The 21,763-nt window shown below is 58.7% G+C and carries 21 protein-coding genes, 1 other RNA gene and 1 riboswitch; of the genes, 8 read left to right on the forward strand and 14 right to left on the reverse strand.

The window, feature by feature from the left end; all coding sequences use genetic code 11:
* Positions 1 to 191 precede the first annotated feature (191 nt).
* A complete protein-coding gene (locus EKH79_RS04470) occupies positions 192 to 896 on the forward strand; it encodes a 2OG-Fe(II) oxygenase (RefSeq protein ID WP_126673061.1) in 705 nt (234 codons plus the stop codon).
* A 12-nt stretch (positions 897 to 908) separates the two neighbouring features.
* Here the strand turns inward: EKH79_RS04470 and EKH79_RS04475 are convergent, their stop codons facing one another.
* The 7 genes from EKH79_RS04475 to hrcA form a co-directional block, all read right to left on the reverse strand.
* A complete protein-coding gene (locus tag EKH79_RS04475) occupies positions 909 to 1,916 on the reverse strand; it encodes a sodium:calcium antiporter (RefSeq protein ID WP_126672587.1) in 1,008 nt (335 codons plus the stop codon).
* Position 1,917: 1 nt separating this feature from the next.
* Positions 1,918 to 2,147: riboswitch (yybP-ykoY riboswitch) on the reverse strand.
* Between the two features lie 52 nt (positions 2,148 to 2,199).
* Positions 2,200 to 3,015 (reverse strand): 4-hydroxy-tetrahydrodipicolinate reductase, encoded by an 816-nt coding sequence (gene dapB / locus EKH79_RS04480; RefSeq protein ID WP_126672588.1) that lies wholly within the window; start codon positions 3,013 to 3,015, stop codon positions 2,200 to 2,202.
* A gap of 87 nt (positions 3,016 to 3,102) precedes the next feature.
* The gene (gene dnaJ, locus EKH79_RS04485) at positions 3,103 to 4,224 is read right to left on the reverse strand and encodes a molecular chaperone DnaJ (RefSeq protein ID WP_126672589.1); all 1,122 of its coding nucleotides are present in this window, start codon (positions 4,222 to 4,224) and stop codon (positions 3,103 to 3,105) included.
* A complete protein-coding gene (locus EKH79_RS04490; RefSeq protein WP_126672590.1) occupies positions 4,221 to 4,799 on the reverse strand; it encodes a TMEM175 family protein in 579 nt (192 codons plus the stop codon). The genes dnaJ and EKH79_RS04490 overlap by 4 nt, the downstream gene beginning before the upstream one ends.
* 62 nt (positions 4,800 to 4,861) lie before the next feature.
* Positions 4,862 to 6,793, reverse strand: a complete 1,932-nt coding sequence (gene dnaK / locus EKH79_RS04495; RefSeq protein WP_126672591.1) for a molecular chaperone DnaK — start codon at positions 6,791 to 6,793, stop codon at positions 4,862 to 4,864.
* Between the two features lie 120 nt (positions 6,794 to 6,913).
* Positions 6,914 to 7,447 carry a nucleotide exchange factor GrpE gene (gene grpE, locus EKH79_RS04500; protein ID WP_126672592.1) on the reverse strand — a complete coding sequence of 178 codons (534 nt, stop codon included), beginning with the start codon at positions 7,445 to 7,447 and terminating at the stop codon, positions 6,914 to 6,916.
* Between the two features lie 80 nt (positions 7,448 to 7,527).
* Positions 7,528 to 8,580, reverse strand: coding sequence for a heat-inducible transcriptional repressor HrcA (gene hrcA / locus EKH79_RS04505; RefSeq protein WP_126672593.1), 1,053 nt, complete (start codon positions 8,578 to 8,580; stop codon positions 7,528 to 7,530).
* A 151-nt stretch (positions 8,581 to 8,731) separates the two neighbouring features.
* On the opposite strand from hrcA, the gene recN reads away from it, so the two are divergent.
* On the forward strand, positions 8,732 to 10,405 hold the full coding sequence (gene recN / locus EKH79_RS04510) for a DNA repair protein RecN (protein WP_126672594.1): 1,674 nt from the start codon (positions 8,732 to 8,734) through the stop codon (positions 10,403 to 10,405).
* Positions 10,406 to 10,696: 291 nt separating this feature from the next.
* Here recN and EKH79_RS04515 read toward each other — a convergent pair whose 3' ends face one another.
* Complete coding sequence (locus EKH79_RS04515) at positions 10,697 to 11,332, reverse strand: response regulator (protein ID WP_126672595.1); 636 nt, start codon at positions 11,330 to 11,332, stop codon at positions 10,697 to 10,699.
* A 58-nt stretch (positions 11,333 to 11,390) separates the two neighbouring features.
* On the opposite strand from EKH79_RS04515, the gene EKH79_RS04520 reads away from it, so the two are divergent.
* Entirely contained in the window at positions 11,391 to 12,983 is a 1,593-nt protein-coding gene (locus tag EKH79_RS04520; RefSeq protein WP_126672596.1) for an MASE1 domain-containing sensor histidine kinase, read from the forward strand.
* A gap of 322 nt (positions 12,984 to 13,305) precedes the next feature.
* Here EKH79_RS04520 and fur read toward each other — a convergent pair whose 3' ends face one another.
* Positions 13,306 to 13,722 (reverse strand): ferric iron uptake transcriptional regulator, encoded by a 417-nt coding sequence (gene fur, locus EKH79_RS04525; RefSeq protein WP_126672597.1) that lies wholly within the window; start codon positions 13,720 to 13,722, stop codon positions 13,306 to 13,308.
* 80 nt (positions 13,723 to 13,802) lie between these two features.
* On the opposite strand from fur, the gene EKH79_RS04530 reads away from it, so the two are divergent.
* Positions 13,803 to 14,294: an outer membrane protein assembly factor BamE gene (locus EKH79_RS04530; RefSeq protein ID WP_126672598.1), complete on the forward strand. Its 492-nt coding sequence runs from the start codon at positions 13,803 to 13,805 to the stop codon at positions 14,292 to 14,294.
* 39 nt (positions 14,295 to 14,333) lie between these two features.
* On the opposite strand, the gene EKH79_RS04535 is transcribed toward EKH79_RS04530, so the two are convergent.
* Both EKH79_RS04535 and EKH79_RS04540 read right to left on the reverse strand, forming a co-directional pair.
* Complete coding sequence (locus EKH79_RS04535) at positions 14,334 to 14,609, reverse strand: RnfH family protein (protein WP_126672599.1); 276 nt, start codon at positions 14,607 to 14,609, stop codon at positions 14,334 to 14,336.
* A complete protein-coding gene (locus EKH79_RS04540; RefSeq protein ID WP_126672600.1) occupies positions 14,602 to 15,033 on the reverse strand; it encodes a type II toxin-antitoxin system RatA family toxin in 432 nt (143 codons plus the stop codon). The genes EKH79_RS04535 and EKH79_RS04540 overlap by 8 nt, the downstream gene beginning before the upstream one ends.
* 78 nt (positions 15,034 to 15,111) lie before the next feature.
* Here EKH79_RS04540 and smpB point away from each other — a divergent pair, with 78 nt between their 5' ends.
* Together smpB and ssrA are read left to right on the forward strand one after the other, a co-directional pair.
* A complete protein-coding gene (gene smpB, locus EKH79_RS04545; RefSeq protein ID WP_126672601.1) occupies positions 15,112 to 15,606 on the forward strand; it encodes an SsrA-binding protein SmpB in 495 nt (164 codons plus the stop codon).
* Between the two features lie 184 nt (positions 15,607 to 15,790).
* Positions 15,791 to 16,142: a transfer-messenger RNA gene (gene ssrA / locus EKH79_RS04550) on the forward strand.
* Positions 16,143 to 16,270: 128 nt separating this feature from the next.
* On the opposite strand, the gene EKH79_RS04555 is transcribed toward ssrA, so the two are convergent.
* From EKH79_RS04555 to EKH79_RS04565, 3 genes are all read right to left on the reverse strand, one after another.
* Entirely contained in the window at positions 16,271 to 16,924 is a 654-nt protein-coding gene (locus EKH79_RS04555; protein ID WP_126672602.1) for a hypothetical protein, read from the reverse strand.
* Positions 16,925 to 17,298: 374 nt separating this feature from the next.
* On the reverse strand, positions 17,299 to 18,435 hold the full coding sequence (locus EKH79_RS04560) for an L-lactate dehydrogenase (RefSeq protein WP_126672603.1): 1,137 nt from the start codon (positions 18,433 to 18,435) through the stop codon (positions 17,299 to 17,301).
* 263 nt (positions 18,436 to 18,698) lie between these two features.
* On the reverse strand, positions 18,699 to 19,466 hold the full coding sequence (locus EKH79_RS04565) for a TIGR00266 family protein (protein ID WP_126672604.1): 768 nt from the start codon (positions 19,464 to 19,466) through the stop codon (positions 18,699 to 18,701).
* 290 nt (positions 19,467 to 19,756) lie between these two features.
* Between EKH79_RS04565 and EKH79_RS04570 the strand changes: the two genes are divergently transcribed.
* Entirely contained in the window at positions 19,757 to 20,173 is a 417-nt protein-coding gene (locus tag EKH79_RS04570; RefSeq protein WP_484481980.1) for a GFA family protein, read from the forward strand.
* A 221-nt stretch (positions 20,174 to 20,394) separates the two neighbouring features.
* Entirely contained in the window at positions 20,395 to 21,744 is a 1,350-nt protein-coding gene (locus EKH79_RS04575) for a hypothetical protein (RefSeq protein WP_126672605.1), read from the forward strand.
* The last annotated feature ends 19 nt before the right edge of the window (positions 21,745 to 21,763 follow it).

Genomic DNA, 21,763 nt, shown 5'->3' on the forward strand with positions numbered 1-21,763 from the left:
AGTCCGCAAGCCGCATCAAAGCAGGCTTGTGGACCTTGGGTCATGGAGAGTCTCGGGCGGGTATAAATTTTAAGCGTTGGCAGCCTTTCTGTCCACCTAAACCAGCCATTGAAAAACGCGCCGCGGCACGTCATATGCGCCGCGCTCGCGCTAGACTGGCGGCAACTTAGCCGGTGAACCTGCCAAACTTCATGAATGCGACCGTGTTGCTCGATCCGATCCGACTGGACCGTCCCGATACGGATATCCGGGAGCAACCCTTTCCGTTCATGATTGCGCACGGCCAGCTGCCCGATGAAGCGCGTGGCGACCTGGAACGCGATTTCCCCAAATACGCCAGCGCAGGCTTTTTCCCTTATGACCCGGTGGACTGTGGCCCGTCGGTCAACGCCCTCGTCAATCAGATGACCACGCCGCAGTTCGCCAGCGCGATCGGGCGCCATCTGGGCATCGAAAACCTGGGTCAGTACCCGACGTTGGTGACCTTGTGCCGCGCGTTGAACAAGCGTCACGGCACGATTCATACGGATAGTCGCTCCAAGGTTGCCACTGCCCTGCTCTACTTGAACACGCAGTGGCCCGACACCAGCGACGGCTGCCTGCGCTTCTTGAATCGCATCGACAACATCGACGATATGGCCGCGCCCGAACTGAAGCCGCTGTATGGCGAGTTCGCGGTATTCAAGCGCTGCGACAACTCATTCCATGGTCACCTGCCCTACGAAGGCGAGCGCCGCGTCATTCAAGTCGCATGGCTGACCAGCGAAGAAGAGAAGTTGCGCAAGACCAAGCGCGGAAAGTTTTCGCGCGCCTTCAAGAAAATCTTCGGCGTGCTGGATCGCAAGCTGGGCGCCGATCGCGATCGCAGCGCGTCGCACAAGACGCGCGACGCATAAGCCTTTCGCTTTTCACGCGCTGAAAAAGTGCCAGCCCACGTAAAGGGCGAATACACCGTAAAGCAATCCGACGGGCACCAGCCAACGCCCGTCGACGCGGCCGCGATGGAACAACCACCACAGATAGACGATCGCAAGCGCCGTGACGATGCCTGATGCGATCAGCGGCCTGTCGAACATCCATGGCGTCGCGAACAGACCGAGCGCGCTAGGCACAGTGGCCTGAATCATCATCGCACCGGAAATGTTGGCGAGTGCCAAGCGCTCCTTACCTTGACGCACCCAGATAAGCGCATTCATCGTTTCAGGCAGTTCCGTCGCGACGGGGCTGAGCAAAAGAGCGACCAGATGCGGCGGCAAATGCATCGCCACGCCAATCGATTCGATTTGCGATACGAAAACGTGCGACGCGACAGCAATGATCACGAGCGCGAATACCGTCTGTATCACGACCATCGTCAACGACGGCACCTCGGAACGAGGCTGGAATTTCAGCGGCTCGAGGGCTTCGTCGATGGACGTTTCATCGTTGTGATTCAGTTCCCGCCACACATAGAGCGCATAGGCAGCGAGAAACAGCACGCCCAACCATGGCTTGAACGCAAAGGCGATCAGACCAAGCGTGCACTTCACGACAAAAATGGAAAGAAACCACGCCTGATCGCGCGCAAGCCGCGTTTCTCCCGCGCGCACTCGCGTGTCGTGTCGGCCCAGGCGACGGCGATTGATCCATAAGGCGACGCCGACCACGGCATAGGCAATGGTGGCAAGCACCAGCGGACCGCCCATCGCCGCGCCGACACCGATATCGCGAACTTCAGGCGTGCGCCCAAGGATTACCGCAACGAAGGTGACTGCGCTCTCCGGCAACGCCGTACCGAATGCGGCAAGTACGGTGCCCGTCGCGGTTGCGCTCAGATTGAGCTTTTGCCCCAGCCATTCGATGCCGTTGACGAAATACTCGCAGGCCAGATAAATGACCCCGGCAGACAGCAGGAAGAGCAGCGTCGTGATGAGCATGGAACATTCCGGGCCGGGCGAGCGAGAAAACCAATGGCGCACGCACGTGCTCGCCCGGCCGGGTGAGTCGTGTGTGGCCAAAGGTCTCGCCGAACCATCGCTGACGTGAGCATCTGCGACAACCATCCGCGCCACGAAGCATCAAGGCTTCAAGTGTGTTGACGCGGATTCCCCGATGCGAAGGCGTGGCGCCCTGTGCAGCGAGGATGGCTACTCCCCAATGACAACGGGCGGATGGTACAGGGGTCGGAGAATACGAACAACCGGGGTGTTTATCGACGGCTTATGCGGTTGTTTTTGCCTGCCGCGACTGCAGCATCTGATCGATGCTGTAAGCGCCGGGCTTGTGACCGGCCAGCCATGCGGCCGCTTCCAATGCACCGCGCGCGAAGATCGAGCGGTCGGTCGCGCGATGGCTCAATTCCACGCGCTCGCCCTGACCTAGCAGCAACGCCTCGTGCTCTCCAACGACATCGCCACCGCGCACGACGGCAAAGCCAATTGCACCACGGTGGCGCGCGCCGGGACGCCCCTCACGTGCGAACACGCCGTCTTTCTCGAGCGTGGTACCGCGTGCATCCGCCGCGGCATGCCCGAGGGCGAGCGCGGTACCCGAAGGCGCGTCCTCTTTTCGCGAGTGATGCGATTCGACGATTTCCAGATCCCAGTCCGGCAACGCCGCGGCTGCTTCGCGCAACAAGCGTGTGAGTACTGCAACGCCGAGGCTGAAGTTCGCGGCATGCAAGACAGCAATGTGCGAAGCGGCATCTGCCAATTGCTTTTGAAGTGATGCATCGATGCCGGTGGTGCCGGTGACAAGCGCCGCACCGTGTTCGACACAATGTGTCAAAGCCGCAGCAAGTCCATCCGGACCGCTGAAGTCGATAACCACATTGGCGTTGCGAGCCAACTGCCAATCATGGCTATAGCGAATCGACGTGGACAGCTCACCGAACACCGGTTTGCCGTCATGATCCGATCCCGCGGAAACACCCGCATGCACCAGCTCAAAGCGCCGGTCTTCGCGTATGAGCGCGAGCAACGCCCGGCCCATGCGACCGGACGCACCATTGATGGCAACACGGATAGGTTGCGTCATGCGACTGTTCCTCGATTCACTGGAACAGGGTAGCGCGTTTGACCGAACTGGCAACAAGCCCGCTCGGAATCCAGCGTCGCTGGCGCCTTACGAGGTAACGCGCGACCAGAACTGTTTGACGCCATCGACCCAGGTCTTGGCGCGAGGCGTGTGCTTGTCCGCCTCGCCATTGGCAAAGGTCGCTTCCAACTGCTCGAACAAGTCGCGCTGTTCGCGCGTCAGACGCACAGGTGTTTCGACGACGACACGGCAGACCAGATCACCGGTACGACCGCCGCGCACCGATTTCACACCGCGCCCGCGTAGCGTGAATTGCTGACCCGTTTGCGTTTCAGCCGGAATCGCAATCGGCACTTCGCCCTCGAGCGTGGGAACCTGCAACTCCGCACCCAATGCCGCTTGCGCAAAGCGAATGGGCAGTTCGCAATAGAGATTATTGCCTTCGCGCTGGAAGATAGCGTGCTCGCGCACGCGCACTTCCACATACAGATCGCCAGGTTCCGTGCCCGCCGGACCTGCTTCACCCTGCCCGTTCAGACGGATGCGATCGCCATTGTCGACGCCCGCCGGAATACGCACGGACAGCGTACGTGTTTCTTCCAGACGACCTTCGCCGTGGCATTCCTTGCACGGCTTTTCGATCGTGCGGCCGCTGCCCGCGCAATGCGGGCACGCCTGCTGGATGGAAAAAATGCCGTTCTGCATGCGCACGCGACCGTGGCCGCCGCAGGTTTTACAGGTGACGGTTTTGCCATCGTCCGAGCCACTGCCATTGCAGTGATGGCAATTCACCTGCGTGGGGATGTCGAACTTCTTCTCGATGCCGAACACGGCCTCTTCGAGATCCAGCTCCATGATGTAGCGTAGATCGGAGCCGCGACGCGGACGTCCACGGCCACCGCCGAAAATGTCGCCGAAGATATCGCCAAAGATGTCGCCCATGTCGCCGAAGCCACCGGCGCCACGGCCACCACCCATACCATTTTCGAAAGCGGCATGACCGTACTGGTCGTACATCGAACGCTTCTGCGGATCGGACAGAACTTCGTAGGCTTCCTTGGCCTCTTTGAATTTTTCCTGCGCGTGCGGATCGTCCGGGCAACGGTCGGGATGAAACTTCATCGCCAGACGGCGAAAGGACTTTTTCAGCTCCCCTTCGGTAACCGTTCGTTCAACGCTCAGAATTTCGTAATAGTCACGCTTGCTCATTGCTTGATCCGCGATTCGATGCGCCGATCGGGAATGAACCAGATCGCAGCCACCGTGGCATAAAGTAAACACGACACCCACGGCGCCACGAACGCCAGCACGATGCCAATCAGGTACATGGTGACGGCGACCTTGCCTTTCCAGTCGCGGCCTATCGCCTGCGCCAGCAAGGATTCACGGCCGCCATTGGCGGCGATCAGGCAGTACTGCAAGGGCACCCAGGCAACCGCGCACATCAACAGTACAACGCCGTACAAGGCCACCGGCAATCGGGCGAAATGGTTTTCGCCCATCCAGCCTGTTGCCACCGGCATCAACGATAGCCAGAACAACAGATGGAGATTCATCCAGAGCACGCCGCCACTCACTTTCTCGGCAGCTTGCAGAAGGTGATGGTGGTTGTTCCAGTAAATGCCTACGTAGATGAAGCTCAACACGTAGCTCAGGAACACTGGCCACTGCGGGAACAGCACATCCCAGCTGTCGCCGTGCGGCACCTTCAGTTCCAGCACCATGATGGTAATGATGATGGCTAACACGCCATCGCTGAAGGCTTCGAGCCGCCCCTTTTCCATCGCCTCCCCTCCAACGGCAACGAGCGCCCGAAAGGGCGCTCGTTCTGGACTACTTTAACCGATCAAGACGACTTGCCGTCGTTCTTCACTTCCGTGAATTCCGCATCGACCACGTCGTCGGGCTGCGACGAACCGCCAGGGCCCGGACCATGCTGCTGCGCACCGGCATCGCCCGCACCGCCGCCCTGTGCAGCGGCATACAGCGACTGTGCAACCTGCTCGAGCTTGGCGATCTTCGACTCGATGGCTGCCTTATCGTCGCCGTCCTTCACCTTCTCCAGCTCGGACAGTGCGCCTTCGATTTCGCTGAGCTGACCCGGCACTTTGCCGCCGTGCTCCTTCAGCGCGCTACGCGTCGAGTGCACCAGCTGATCGGCCTTGTTGCGTGTGCCGACGAGCTCCTGGAATTTTTTGTCCTCTTCCTTGTTCGCTTCGGCGTCCGCCACCATGCGTGCAATTTCTTCTTCGGACAGACCTGAGCCGGCCTTGATCTCGATCTTCTGTTCCTTGCCGGTCTTCTTGTCCTTCGCCGACACATGCAGGATGCCGTTAGCGTCGATGTCGAAGGTCACTTCGATCTGCGGCTGACCGCGCGGCGCAGCATCGATACCTTGCAGATCGAACTTGCCCAACGACTTGTTGGCGCTCGCACGCTCGCGCTCACCCTGTAGCACATGCACAGTTACGGCGGTCTGGTTGTCGTCGGCCGTCGAGAAGATCTGCGACGCCTTGGTCGGCACCGTGGTGTTCTTCTCGATGAGCTTGGTCATCACGCCGCCCATCGTTTCGATACCGAGCGACAGCGGGGTGACGTCGAGCAGCAGCACATCCTTGACCGTACCGCCGAGCACGCCGCCCTGAATGGCAGCGCCGACAGCCACGGCTTCGTCCGGATTCACATCCTTGCGCGGCTCTTTGCCGAAGAAATCCTTCACCGATTCCTGCACTTTCGGCATGCGGGTCTGACCGCCGACGAGGATCACTTCGTCGATGTCGGACACGCGCAGACCAGCGTCATTCAACGCGGTGCGGCAGGGTTCGATGGTCTTCTTGACCAGGTCTTCGACCAGCGCTTCGAGCTTGGCGCGGGTGAGCTTGATGTTGAGATGCTTCGGACCGGAAGCATCGGCCGTGACGTACGGCAGGTTCACTTCGGTCTGATGCGAGGACGACAGTTCGATCTTCGCGCGCTCGGCGGCATCCTTCAGACGCTGCAGCGCCAGCGGATCCTTGCGCAGGTCGATGCCCTGATCTTTCTTGAATTCTTCGATCAGGTAATCGATGACGCGCATGTCGAAGTCTTCGCCACCCAGGAACGTATCGCCGTTCGTGGCCAGCACTTCGAACTGCTTCTCGCCGTCGACTTCGGCGATTTCGATGATCGACACGTCGAACGTGCCACCACCCAAGTCGTACACCGCAATCTTGCGATCGCCGCCTTTCTTGTCCAGACCGTAGGCCAGTGCGGCCGCGGTCGGCTCGTTGATGATGCGCTTCACTTCCAGGCCCGCGATCTTGCCGGCGTCCTTGGTCGCCTGACGCTGGCTGTCGTTGAAGTAGGCCGGCACGGTGATCACGGCTTCAGTCACCGGCTCGCCGAGGTAATCCTCAGCGGTCTTCTTCATCTTCATCAGCACTTTTGCAGAGATTTCCTGCGGTGCCATTTTCTTGCCGTCGGCCGTTGCCACCCATGCGTCACCGTTGTCGTGCGCGAGGATGCTGTACGGCACGATGTGCAGATCTTTCTGCACTTCGGCGTCGGTGAATTTGCGGCCGATGAGGCGCTTCACCGCATAGAACGTATTCTTCGGATTGGTGACGCTCTGACGCTTGGCGGGCGCACCGACCAGTACTTCGCCATCCTTGGTAAAGGCGACGATCGACGGGGTGGTGCGATCGCCTTCGGAATTCTCAATCACCTTGGCGGTGCTGCCATCCATGATGGCGACGCACGAGTTAGTCGTGCCCAGGTCGATGCCTATGATCTTGCCCATATGTATGCTCCGGAAATCTCTTGTGGCAGCCCCTCGGCCGCGAATGGTTGAGAGATGGGGTTGCGCTGAAAGCGTTCAATACCAGCTGAACCCTGCAGTACTGGAATTACTGGAAAGTGTTCAGTCGTCCTTGGCCACAGCCACCAGTGCCGGGCGCAGCAAGCGATCATTCAATACATAGCCTTTCTGCAGCACGGTGACGACGGTACCCGGCGCCTTGCCCGGGGCTTCGACCATGCTCACGGCGTGATGACGCTCCGGATCGAGCGGCTGATCGACCGGATCGACCTGCACCAGGCCATTGTTGCTGGCGATACGCAAGAGCTCCTTCAGCGTGAGGCTGAGGCCTTCGCGTACCGCGTTCACATCGCCGCCTTCGACCGACAGGCCACGTTCCAGGCTGTCGTAGATCGGCAGCAGGTCGTTCAGCAGCTTTTCGTTGGCGAAGCGGCGTGCCTGCTCCAGATCGCGGTGCAGCCGGCGGCGCTGATTTTCCAGCTCGGCCTTCTCGCGCAGCACGGTCTCGCGCAAATCTTTGTTGCTCGCTTCCAGTTCGGCGACTTTGGCGTTGAGGGCATCGAGCTCGGCGCCCGACAACTCAGTCTGTGCGCCTTCCGGCGTTCCGGTGGGCGACTGCGAATCGCTGTTATGCATGAATAACTCCAACGTCGTCCTGGGCCGGTACGCGGTACCGACCATCAAAATCTGCGGGCAAACCCGCCTCCCGGGGCGTTTTATAAGGCCGTAGCCGCCCTATTCAAGGCTTCGCTCAACAACCCGGCGGTGGCCTGCACCACGGGAATCACCCGCTCGTACGCCATTCGGGTTGGGCCGATAACGCCGACGGCACCCAACAATCTACCCTGAGCACCGTAACTGGCCGTGACGACGCTGCAACCGTCGAGCGCGGCGAAACCCGATTCCTCACCGATAAATAATCGCACGCCTGGCGCTTTGGCGCAGACTTCCATCAGCTGAAGCAGCTCGTTCTTCTTGTGGAATGCCTCGAACAGCTCGCGCAGCCGATCCAGATTGGCCAGTTCCGAATACGCCATCAGGTTGGTCTGGCCGCTGATCAGCACGTCTTCGTTCTGCGGCGCGAACGAGGCAGCCGCCAGCTCGACCGCACTGGATAGCATCTGATGCAGCTCACTGCTGGCTTCGCGCAGCTCACGCAACAAATGCGCGCGGATATCGTCCACGCGCAGGCCGACGAAATGTTCATTGATGTAGTTGGCGGCCTGCTCCAGCTCGCTGCCATCCAGAGGCTTGGCCAGCTGGATCACGCGGTTTTGCACCTGATTGTCCGAGAACACCAGAATCACCAGCACGCGCGCATCGGGCAGCGGCACGAAATCGATGTGCCGCAGCGGGAAATCGGTTTGGCGAGGCACCGTCACCACGCCGGCAAAGTGCGTCATCGCAGAAAGCAGCGCCGAGGCGTTGCCGACCAGATCGCGCGCGGTGGTCGGCCCGGGCGGCAACTCCCGTTGCAGGCGCACCATTTCATCGCGCGGCAGCGGTTGTAGTTCGATCAGGCTGTCGACGAACAGACGCAGACCGCGCGGCGTGGGAATGCGCCCCGCGGAGGTATGCGGCGAAGCGACCAATCCCGCCTCTTCCAGATCCGCCATGATGTTACGGATGGTCGCCGGGCTGACATCCAACCCGGAGGAACGCGAAAGCGTGCGCGATCCTACCGGCTCGCCATCAGCCAGGTATTGCGCAATCAACGTGCGCAGCAAACGCCGCGCGCGAATATCAAGTTCCGGGTGACGATGAGGCATGCACTGTGGCAATCCGTGAGACGCTAAAGAAATAAGGTTTGCGCGGGGAGAATGCAAGAAAGCCCAAACGGGAGGCCGAACGCCTTCCGTCTCGCTACTCACCGCCTGCCCCGCCCCCTTACAATCGCACGAACCACTGCCGCCTTCACTCATGCTCACCTCTCTCTACGTCCGCCACCTTGCAGTCGTTGAAGAAGCCGACATCACCTTCGGCCCTGGCCTGACCGTGGTCAGCGGCGAGACGGGCGCCGGTAAGTCCTTGTTGGTGGATGCTTTGATGCTGCTTGCCGGTGCACGCGCAGACAGCAATATCGTGCGGGCCGGCAGCGATCGCGCCGAGCTGATCGCCGAGTTCGACCTCAAAGGCCTGCCCGAGGCCGCCGCGTGGCTCAAGCAGGAGGAGCTGGACGAAGACGGCGCCTGCCAGCTTCGTCGTGTGATTCGCGCTGAAGGCAGCTCGCGCGCATGGATCAACGGCCGGCCGGCGACTATTGGCCAGATGGGCGACCTTGCCGCGTTGCTCGTAGAGATTCACGGTCAGCACGAACATCAGGCGCTGCTTGAACGTACGCATCAACTCAATCTGCTCGACGCCTACGCTGAAAACGAAAAGCGGGTTGAACAGGTTCGCGATCTCGCCCTGCAATGGCGGGAGATCGGCACGCGCATGCGCAAACTGAGCGGTGACGACGATCGTGGTCACCGCCTGGAACTGCTGCGGCACGAACTGTCCGAACTGGAAAAGTGGGCGCTTCCGCCCGCCGAACTGGCCGAGCTGGAAGCCAGTCATAAGCGTTTGGCCAACGCCAGCAAGCTCACCGAGGGTTTGACGGGTGTCGTTGAAATGCTCGATGGCGACAGCGAGCTGGCGCTTCGCCAGTCACTAGGCCGCGCGCATGCGGAGTTGGGTCGCCTGGCGGCGCTGGATGATCGCCTCGCCCCCCTCCTCGAACTGCTGGACAGCGCGCAAATCCAGCTCAACGAAGCCGTCGATGGCCTGGAGCGCTACGCCCAGGATGTCGATCTGGACCCCGATCGCTATGCCGAAGTCGATACACATCTGACGCGCCTGCACGAACTGTCGCGCAAGCATCGACTGCCGGCGGCCGAACTCGACGCAAAGCGCACCTCAATCCAGACCGAGTTAAACGAACTGGAAAACGCAGGCGAAGCGCTGGAGCGATTGAGCACCCAACGCGATCAATTGCAACGCGACTACGCCAAAGCCGCCGAAGCGCTGAGCAAGGCACGCCAGACCGCCGCGAAGAAACTGAGCAAAGATGTCAGCGCGCTGATGACCGAACTGGGTATGGCTGGCGGCGTAGTGCAGGTTTCGCTCGAACCGGCCGAGAGCACCGAACCCGATCCGCAAGGCCGTGAACGTTGCGAATTGCTCGTCAGCGCCAACCCCGGTCAGCCGCCGCGCCCGCTGCGTAAAGTCGCCTCGGGTGGCGAACTTGCACGCATCAGTCTTGCCATCGAAGTGGCGACGCTGGGCAAAGACACCATCGGTAGCATGGTCTTCGATGAAGTAGACACCGGCATTGGCGGTGCAGTGGCCGAAGTCGTCGGACAAAAGTTGCGTGCGCTGGGTTCGCGTTGCCAGGTGCTGTGCGTGACGCATTTGCCGCAAGTGGCTGCGCAAGGGCATTCGCATTTGCGCGTGAGCAAACATAGCGAAGGTAATTCGACTCATACGCGCATTGAAGCGTTGAATACGGATGGCCGTCGTGACGAGTTGGCGCGTATGTTGGGGGGCGTCGAAATTACGCGCGAAACACGTGCGCATGCGAAGCAGATGCTGGAGCGGGCGCAGACGGCTTAAGTGGTTTCTCAGCCGCATAGCTTCGCCCGTTGGACGTAACACTGAGAGTGCTCGCGGCGCTCCGCTGCCCCTCCAATCTCGCCCCACACTTCTATCCCACCCCACCGTCATTCCGGCGCAGGCCGGAATCCAGTCTTAGTACGTAGTGCGAAGCACTCAAAATATTATTTCGTGTCCTTCGGACGCATATTTGTACTGGATTCCGGCCTGCGCCGGAATGACGTTGAGGTTTTTTTGCTCTTGAGGGAGCGGTGACTTCCGCGCTACGGGAAAGAAGTCCGCCTATCGGCTTCATCCCCGAGCAGGCAACAACCCACGCTCACTGGCAATCCGATAAAGATCCAACTCCGATCCCGCGCCCAGCTTGCCCATCAAACTTGCGCGATGGATGTAGACGGTCTTCTGCCCAATCCCCAGCTCCCCAGCCACCTGCTTCGGTGCACGTCCCGCTGCGAGAAGCAGAAACACCTCGCGCTCACGTGCCGTCAGGCGATCGACCGGATCCAGCAATTCATTCGGACGCTCAGCACGGCGTTGACGTAAATCGGAGCTCAAGAATTGCTCGCCCCGCATCACCGCGCGCAGACCAGCCACAAGTTCTTCCGGCGCTGCGCCCTTGGTGACGTAACCACTCGCCCCACGACGCAGAGCTTCGGATACATAAGGCTCACCGTCGTGCATGCTCAGCACCACGATGCGTGTGTCGGTGGCCACGCTGCGCAAATGCTCGATCAACGGCAAACCACTGCCATCCGGTAGCGACAGATCGAGCGCCACCAGATCGGGGCGCCGTTGGCTGATGGCCTCGACCGCATCGTCGGCGTTGCGGCACTCGGCCACCACCTCCAGGTCGGGCTCCATTTCGATCAGTCGCTTGAACCCTTCGCGGACGATGGCGTGATCGTCGACCAGAACAATACTGTGCATGACCCAACTGTATCAGTCCGGCGGCCTTGCGTAAGCGGTCCACATGTAACATCGGCGCATGCGACTGAAACCACTACTCAGCCTAAGCTCCGGGCCGCTCTTCGGCCTTGGCTATGCCGTGCTCTGGGCACTCCTCTGGCCGACCACGCAACCGGACTGGACGCTGCAATTCGGTTTTCGCTTCGGCGTGCTGCTGCTTTCTCCCATCCGCTACTGGCCGTGGCTGATCGGCGGTGAGCTGATCGCGGCGAGTTTGATCGACTACCTGCATGGCTACGCCCTCGGCTGGCGCATGTTTCTGTATGGCGATTTGCCGCAGCCGCTCGTCGTAGCACTGTGTCTGGGTCTGCTGCGCCGCGCCAACTTGCGCCCGAGCTTGCGTGATCCGGAAGAAGTGTCGCGACTGCTGCTCTCCGCCGGATTCACCGTGGTCGCCGCGACAGCCACCGATGCGTTGATGATGGCGTTCGTGCACGAGCTGCCGCCGACGGGCCTGCTACATGCATTAGGCGATGAGTTGCTCGGCAACTATGTCGGTCTGTTGCTGCTGGTGCCCCCGTTGATCATGGTGTGGCGTGCACGGCCGTCCAAACAAGAGCTGTCCGAACTGGCGATGGATGGTTTGCTGGTGATGCTACCTGCACTGGTCATTCTTCTTATCCTCACCGAACAGGCGGCGCCGCAACGTGAATTCGCGCGTGTGCTGTCATTGGCGCCGGTGTTGTTCTTCGCGTTTCGTCACGGCTGGCGCGGCGCGAGTTTGTCGATGCTTGTATCGAGTCTTGGCATGGCACTGGTCGATCGCGTGTTTACGCACGTCATCCCTACCGCCAATTCGCACTTGTTTCTGGCGGTTGCGGGCACCGGCGCGTTGATGCTTGGTTCGGCTACCGATGCACTACGTCGCAGCAGCGCGCGCGTCGCCGAACAGAACGTGTATCTCGCCGCCGTCAATCGGCGTCTCGATCATCTTGCCCGCCAACTTCGCGATGCTGCGCGCGGCAACATGCAAGCGGAAGAAAATCAACGCCGCCACATGGCCGCGGAATTGCACGACGAGCTCGGCCAAAACCTCACCGCCATCCAGACGCATGTGAAGCTCGCACAGACCCGTCTGCAGCACGCTGGTTTGGAAGACGTGAGCTTGTCGATCAACAGCATTCTCGGCCACATGCGTCGCGCGTTGCATCGACTGCTGGACGATTTGCGCCCCGCCGTGCTCGACGAATTCGGTTTGATGCGTGCGCTGGATGAAGGCCCCATCCGCGATCTTTTAAGCACCGCGGGAATGACCTACACCACCGAACTGCACGGCGATCCGCGCCTGGTCGAGGAAGACATTCGAACGGTGATCTATCGCCTCGCGCAGGAAAGTGCGACCAACGCCGTGAAACATGCGCAGGCGAGCGAGTTCCGCTTGCGCCTTCGCATTGGCGAACGTGCGGGCGTGGCCTTAGCCTTGTTGGATATCCGCGATAACGGTGTCGGCCTGCCCGACCGCGTGCCCCGTGGCGGACGCGGCCTTCAGGGCATGCGCGACCGCGTCACCTCCCTGGGCGGCCTCTTCCGCCTGCGCCCGGACGGCCAGGGCGTACACCTGCGCATCTTGTTGCGAAGCAGCATTTCTCGTAGGGAAACCAGTGACTTGTGACACTGTAACTAGGAAATTTTCTGATATCGGCCACGTAAAGCGTTCGTTAGGATTCGTCAATCGATGTGGGGGAGCCGCCATCGCAAGATGGTGAGCGCGGGTCAGCCGTGGGGACGGCGCGGCCCGAAGAGCGGCAGGATGCCGTTCCGCCGGAGTCTGGACAAACGCGCATATTGCGAGCAACTCGAATATGCGGCAGGTCAAGAGACAACGGTAAGCCGCTGGGCGGACAGGAGTCCTCCCGCGGCTTTTTTTTGGGCGTTTGTCTGGGCGTTGGCCGAACCGGTCGGGCCCCGCCGGGAGCCCGACCCGCAGCCAGGGCTTATCTACCCCGGCTTTTTGGCCGGACGTAAAGCACCAGGCTATGGTCCTGAATCTCGTAGCCGTGCTTGGCCGCAATGTCGCGCTGCAGGCGTTCGATCTCTTCGCTGACGAACTCGATCACCTTTCCGCTGTCCACATCGATCATGTGATCGTGATGCTGGCCTCGATCCAGTTCGTACACCGCCTGCCCGCCCTCGAAGTTATGTTTGCTGAGGATGCCGGCGGCCTCGAACTGGGTCAGCACGCGGTAAACGGTGGCAAGGCCGATATCTTCCTGATGCGCCAGCAACTTCTTGTAGACGTCTTCGGCCGTAAGGTGCCGAACCCCGTCTTCCTCGAAGATCTGGAGAATGCGCATCCGGGGGTGGGTGACCTTCAAACCGGCCTTACGGAGTTCTTGAGTTTCTTGCTCCATCGCATGCTCCCGATACGCGGTCAAATCAGGCCATTAGTGTATCATTCGATATCTTCACGTTCCGGACGGACGCACTACGAATGCAAAAGCTGATTCGCACGCTGGGCTTCGCCACGTTGGCCATTTCCCTGGCCGGCTGCCATATCGTGTATACCCCCGACGTGGCCCAGGGCAATCTGTTCGATAAAGTCATCGACAAGAACCTTGCCTCGCAGCTCAAGCCCGGTCTGACCAAGCGTCAGGTGCTGGTGTTGCTGGGTACGCCGTCGGTTGCATCGCCGTTCGATCAGAACCGCTGGGATTACGTCTCCACGTATTCGCATCGTGGCGAAAAGATGCAGCTGAACACGGTCAGCCTGTTCTTCAACAACGACGTGCTCGTCCGCACCGAAGGTCAGCTCTATCTGCAAGACGCGCAGAAACTGGTCAAGCAAAGCAACAAGTACAAGACCAACTACAACGTCAACGACACTTCCGGTGACAAGACCGGCGGTAGTGGTAGCGGCGGTGGCGATAGTGGTGGTGGCAGCGATAACGGTGACGATAACGGCGGCGACAACGGCGGCCACTGATCGGTCCAGCCATGCCTCTATTCAACGAGGCATGGTCACCTAACGCACACGACGACGGCGCGCATCTTTCGGATCGAGCGTCAGCGGTCGATAGATTTCGACACGATCGCCATCGCGCAACGTATCGTCCGGCGACACGCGACGCGAAAAAACGCCAAGACGTGATGGATCGAACGCGACCTCGGGCATCGCCTGCAAGATGCCCGACTGCTTCACCGCTTCGATAACGCGACTACCCACAGGCAGTGTGACCTTACGCAGCAACTGACGCTCCGCCGTGGCGCATACCACCTCCACGGAAATGCTGTCAGGCATACACGCGCTCCGCCTCGCGGCAGAAGTCATCGACCATGCGATTGGCCAGACCCTGAAAACCCAGTTTCAACGCTGCGCCGCCCAGGCGGCCGGCATAATCGAAATCCAGTTCCAGTGCGACCTTGCAGCCATCGGTGCCCAATGGGATGAAATCCCATAAACCCTCTAGGCTGCGGAAAGGTCCATTGACCAGACTTACTTGCAGGCGTCGTGGCCGGTCGATCGTGTTACGTGTGGTGAAACTGTGGTGGAAGCCGGCGAACTTGAGATCGAGCCGCGCCACCAACATGTTCTCCCCACGCTCGATCACCTCGGCATTGGCACACCAGGCGAAGCGCTTTGGGTATGCTTCGACCTCATTCACAAGGTCGAACATTTGCGCCGGCGAGTATTTCACCAGGGCGCTGCGGCGGATTTCGATCACAGTAGCCTCTTTGAATAATCGGGTCTGACCACCCGCGGTCAAACCAGCAGGGGGCAACAGGCCCGAAGTTTAACGGACATGGCAAAAGCGAAGGACAAAGACAAAAAAAATGCGGGCGGCACCATCGCGCTGAACAAGCGCGCCCGGCATGAATACCACATCGACCAGCGTTACGAGGCAGGCGTTGCCTTGCAAGGCTGGGAGGTGAAGGCATTGCGTGCCGGCCGCATCAATTTCGGCGACGGTTACGCCGTGGTGCTGAAGGGCGAGATCTTCCTGGTCGGCACCTCGATTCCCCCGCTCATCAGCGCGTCCACGCATGTGATCGCGGCTGATCGGCGTACCCGCAAGCTGCTTCTGCATAAACAGGAAATCGACCAGCTCATCGGCGCGGTCGAGCGCAAGGGCTACACCCTCGTGCCCATCGCCATGTACTGGAAAGGCAACAAGGTCAAAGTGGAAATCGGCCTGGCGCGCGGCAAGCAGGAACACGACAAGCGCAACACCGAAAAAGAGCGCGACTGGCAACGCGAAAAACAACGCACCATGCGCTCCCATAACCGCAACGCCTAAAGAAGCCCCTCTCCCCTCCGTGGGAAGTGTTGGGGTGCTCCCTCCCCCAACACCGCAACAACGCCGTCACCGCAGCGAAAGCTGGGGTCCAGCGCCTTTCACACGCAACACAAATACGCCATCAACCATCTAACCAACCCGAACTGCTACAATTCACCTGCTTAAAGCAATCTTAGATTTCCCCGGGGGTGTCATGGCTTCGACGGGGGTAGTGAGATAGCTTGGTGCATGCCGAGGGGGCAGCTTTCCTCGTTAAACCAGCCGCAAACTTATAGTTGCCAACGACGACAACTACGCTCTGGCCGCTTAAGGCCTAGCCCCGAACCCACGTGTGCCTGTGCTAGTGGATGTAGGGTCATTATCACGGGATCGCCCAAAACTGCCGTCTGCCGGTAAGGGTTAAATCAAGCGGACTGGTCCTTCGATGCGCCTCGCACTCTGTGCTGTCGCGGGACGAGATCTAACAGTGAGCTAAGCATGTAGTACCGGGCGTCAAGCGCCTTCGGACGCGGGTTCGACTCCCGCCACCTCCACCAATAGCAAACAAAAAGCCCGGCACATGGTGTCGGGCTTTTTGTTTGGATCGAGGTCGGCGAATACAAAACAACACGAAGATGAACCCGCTTCTCTTTCTTTAAGCAGGTCATAACCTTCATACAGACAATCACAGATTGCAGTGAATTCGCAGTCCCGTACGCGCAGCTTCACGCTTTAGTGCCGCGCTTATTTCCGGAAACGCGTAGTGCTTCAAGCCTGCGTTTCTCTCTCGTTGTACGTTCAACATCGCCGCCAGACATTTGCCGCCTTTTGAGATGGCTGTATTCATCGTTTTGACTTCCCAGTCCATGACAGGCTGAGTTGGATTGCGGCGGATCCGATCCAATAGCTCGGTGAAAACACGTCTCTGCTGAGGGGGCCAGTCCTCACACATTACAGCCAGATAAATCGCCTCTTCTACTTCTGCATTTAGCGGATGCCTTCGCGAGGAATGCTCTTGCACCACCGATTCATCATGAATCTCTCTGTGCATCTGTTGCATCGGGTTGAACAAGGGCAACAGCGTGATGGGCCCGGAACCGTGTGTTTGAGATAGGCGCAACAAGTCTTGCGCGCACGCATCACTCGCAAAGAGAACATTGAGGATATTGCCAGCCAGGTCGATTGCATCAAACTGATAGAACTCGCCAGTTATCGCCTGACCGCAGCAACAGGTTATGGATCGCCCCCGCAGCAATACCGTGTGCACCACTGGATACAAGCGGTATTGAGTCAATAGGTGAATCTTTTTCTGTTCGTCACATCCGTAAGTGATTGGCATGGCGGTTCCCGAACGCTATGAGTTACGAGAAGACTTGAGTTACTGCAGTACCGATCCACCTAGCGGCAATCCAGGGCAAAAGCGAGCCCGTCGCACGCGTGCACGGGTCAAAAATATTCGTATTCACGAGCAACGAAGTTGCTTAAGTACAACGCAAGATTACGCGGATATATGCTCAGTAGCTGGCTGGAAAATGAACGATGTTTCGAGCGTGGGGTACCGGCTTCAAACCCCTTCGAATGTCGGTTCGATTTTCGCCAAACCCGCTCATCGCAAACAAAAAGCCCGGCATCAGATGCCGGGCTTGTGGGATCGTGACTGGCAAACGTAAGCAATACGAAGGCGAACCTAAACCTGCTTTGCCACGGCGTCCGTCAATCCTTGAGCAACAAGTCCGGAGTGGCTCGGTTGACATCATTGCATCCGGTCAAAATCATGCCGACCCTGAGTTCCTCTTTAAGGATCTCCAACATATCCCGCACGCCGGATTCGCCTGCCGCCCCCAATGCATAGGCCCACGCACGCCCAACGAAGCATGCCTTGGCACCAAGCGCCAGCGCTTTCAACACATCCAGGCCCGAGCGAATGCCGCCATCCATAAAGACCGGAACGCTACCTTGAACGGCATCCACAACCTTCGGCAACGCGCGAATCGTCGATGTCACGCTATCGAGCTGTCTGCCACCGTGGTTCGACACCACAATCCCGTCGATATTTGTCTGTACGGCTCGTTTGGCATCCTCGGGGTCGAGAATGCCTTTCAAAATAATCTTTCCGGGAAAGATCGAACGTATCCACTCGATGTCTTTCCAGGTTGTCGATGCGTCAAAATTGTCGTGAACAAATTTTCCATATGGCACGCCTTTGGGCATCGCCTCGGCCACCGTACCAAACTTCAGCGGCCGGCCTTTCATGATGATATCGAGCGCCCAGCGCGGATGCGTCGCACCTTGAGCTACGAACCCTAGCATTCCGAGAAACGTCGGATCCTTCTCCATGCCATCGTGCACTTCGCTGTACCGTCGCCCAGGCGTCGCGAGATCGACGGTAAATACCAACACCTTCGAACCGGCGGAAACGGATCGTTCGATCACACTCTTCACGAAACCGCGGTCTTTGAGCATATACAGCTGGAACCAAGGGGGAATGCCAGTCTTTTGCGCGACCTCGTGCACATCGCACACGCCCATGGTCGACAACGTAAATGGAATACCAGCTGCCTTCGCCGCATTGGCCGCTTTGACTTCACCGCGGCTCGAATACATTCCGGCCATACCGACAGGCCCAAGGACGATGGGCAGTGACATCGCCTGCCCCCACAAGTCAATCGACAAGTTGAGATGCGATTCGTCCACCATCACGCGTTGGCGCAGCAGCGTAGCCTGTAGCTCGGCGATATTCGCGCGCAGCGTGTTCTCCTGATAGGAACCGCCGCTGATGTAGTCGTACAAGAATCGCGGAAGCCGCGCTTCGCACAGTTTGCGATAGTCTTCAATATTCGCAATGTTCACGCCGTCCCCTCACATAGTGAAGCGATCACCTTAGCGAAGGTGGCTGCCACGACTTTGGATAAAGCTAACGTGGGGCACTATTTCTGGCTTGTACGCGATTGATTGGATATGGATAAAAACTACGTGGATTAAAAGAGGCTAAAGAGCTAAGCGATGAGAATTCCAAGCTCTTTTTCGATATCTAATCAAAAAGACGGAGGCAGCTAAGAGGCGCCACAACGCGCCTATCAACAACCTCCGTCCTTTTTATTTTCCGATGATGATTAGTTGTTATCGCCGTTCAACATCGATCCAACGATACCCCCGAGCAGACCGCCGCCAACTACCGCTCGGCCGTTACCCTCGTTTCTGGGCAGATATTCGGCAATCTGATGCGCAAGGCGCGAGATGGGTAGCGTTTGCAGCCACACGGTGCCGGGGCCGGTAAGCGCTGCGAGGAAAATGCCATCGCCGCCGAAGATTGCGTTCTTGATACCAGGGACAGTGGTGATCTGAAAACTGACGGATGCCTGGAACGCACCGACGTGACCTGGGTGAACACGCATGGTTTCGCCGGGCGCCAGATCCTTACGGATGAGTTCTCCGGAGAGTTCGAGCCACGCAGTGCCCGAGCCGCCGATTCGTTGCAGCATGAAACCATCGCCACCGAAAATGCCGGCACCCAGCGACTGCTGGAAGCCAACGCCGATGGTGACTTGCGGCGTCGCGCACAGAAAGCCATGACGGTGCACGAAGTATTCGCTGTTTGGACTCACTGGCACCGGCACGATGTGACCGGGCACTTTGGTGGCAAAGGCGACCTCGCCTGGCCTTTGCATGGCGCGGTATTCGGTCATGAAAAAACTGCCGCCGCCGACTACGCGCTTGAACATACCCATCAGCCCCCCACCGCCGCCCATCTGGGTGTGCGTGGTCATCTGGATCGATGCAGTCATCCATGAAAGCTCGCCGCTCTCGGCGAAGACGCTTTCGTTGGGATCGAGCTGCACTTCCAGTACGGGCATCACCGTGCCCTGGATGCGGGTCTGCATGAGGTGTTCTCCTGATGGTTAGTAGTGGCCGATACGTCATCCTGGCGACAGCATGTCGGGAGACCACCGGCAGTTCAACAATAGCTCGCGGATATTACGCCTGAAAAAAATGGATCGGCGTGTTTTTTAAAATGTCTTTTAAGGATACCCAAGATAAGTAAATCGCCCTTTTCGACAATTCTCTCGCCAGTTTAGACTCGTGCCCTGGGTGTGGTCGTCGAATCACGGCGACGCATTGCAATGGCAAGGAAAAGCACCCACCTTTTTTTGATATTAAAGGAGCGCCCATCGTGAATCGCCAGGCAATATCCGATCGCACGCTAGCGGGCACTTGCTTATGCGGCAGTGTCGAATACGCGGTGAGCGATGCGTTTATCTACGCCATGAATTGTCACTGTTCCAAATGCCGCCGCACGACAGGATCCGCTTTCAAGCCATTCGCCGGCATCGAGCGTGACAAGTTGAGTGTGACCAAAGGCGAAGGCAACCTTTTGATCTTCGGCGATGGGGACAACCACGACGCTCATTGCAAAGCTTGCTGCTCGCTGCTCTATTCGGTGGTCAATGATGGCGCGCTGATCCATGTTGCGATGGGAACGCTTGTGGATGAGCCAACCATTCGCCCCACCGCGCATATCTTTGTCGGGTCCAAAGCTCCGTGGTACACCATCACCGACAATCTCCCGCAACACGAAGAATTACCTTGAGCAAAACCCGATCGTTTCGCGAACCCAAATCGATCCGATGCAAGACAAAGACATAGGTGCTTTGGCAGGTAAAACGAAGCCTGATTTGCTGAACTAAACATGCCATCTGGCACTGTATACAGGTCGCCTGCGTAATTACCGTAGCGAGCGAGTCCCCGTCCCTCCACATCGATGCCATGTGCTTTTCGTACCTGCCAACTGCGCAGGTGCGCCAGACGACTATGTCTCCGAATTCTTATCGTAGTGCGCTCGTACTCGCATGTTGTGTACTGCTGGGCTTGTCGGTCGTTTGCGAGGATGCGCATGCCAAGTACGTAGCGTTGACGGAATCCTCCAATGCAAATGTCGATATCGATGTCGCCCGCTGCCATCGCTACGACACGCTGCAGCCGCAAGGCACGACAAACCCCATCATCAGCACCTGCGACACGATGTCGCCTGGATTAGGCGGGCTTCGCGACAAGCTGGCTGATCACGGCTGGCTGATTCAAGGCGGCACTTACCTGGGTGGCACGTTCGATGTGTTGAATCATGGCGCCCGCCCTCAACTCTATATTGGACAAGACCCCACTTACCGGGCCAATACATTCGTCTACGCCACCTACGATTTATCGCGAATAGGCTTCGCGGGCACTTCGCAATTGGTGTTTAACGCGAATGTGCAGGCGTTCTCCTATGCACAGGAAAATCCGACCGGATTCGCCATCAACAGTCTCTATGTCAGTCAACGCTTCAACGACGGTCGGGTGCAGGTGCAATATGGCTATGACGAAATTGGAAACCAGTTTTATGGCTTCGCCCTAGGCACCAGTTCGACGACATCACCGGCGGGTGTAGGAAGTTCCATTCCCTACGAAGTCGGATTCATCTTCAACAAGTCCGCACCCGAGATCAATCTGCGCCTGGCCACAGATAGCAAGCATTTTTACGATCGTTTCGGCGTCACCCGTAGTGTGGATCCCAAGGGGCCTCAAGCGGATTGGGAAAACAATAATTTCTGGGGATTGAAGTGGCACATTCCCGGTGCCGACGCGCTCTACATCAACGAGTTGGGTTATCAGACGGATGCTGCGCCTCAGCAGCACATGATGTGGATACGTCAGGGTGTGATGTACAACGCAAGCCGATTCCCCGACTTCCACGGTGGCTACGCCGATGACAACTACGCCTATTACCTGGTCGGCGATTATCAGTTGATCCAAACCGATGCTGCGCAACCATTTCGCGGCGTTTACGTCAATGTAAAGGCCGACTACGCGCCGCCTGATCGAAACGTCTACACCGGCGACACCGGTGTGACGTTTTACGTGTTGGGTCCTTTTAACCAACCCAATGACGCGTTCGCGGTGGGCTACACCTTCGACGAATTGAGCCGATCGTTTGAGCGCATGCGACAGGCGAGCGGTTTTACGGCTGTGGATTTCAGCCGCAATTACTCGCTGTCTTATGTCCATCGGCTGTCGCGTGGTATTTATCTGTCCAACCAGCTGAGCTATACCGTCAACCCGATTCCATCGCCGAAACAACCGGAAGCATTGACCTGGATGACGTCGCTATCGTTTTCCTACTGAGTTGGAATTCGACAGCAGA

Source organism: Dyella dinghuensis (genome assembly GCF_003977615.1).
Classification (GTDB): Bacteria; Pseudomonadota; Gammaproteobacteria; order Xanthomonadales; family Rhodanobacteraceae; genus Dyella_B; species Dyella_B dinghuensis.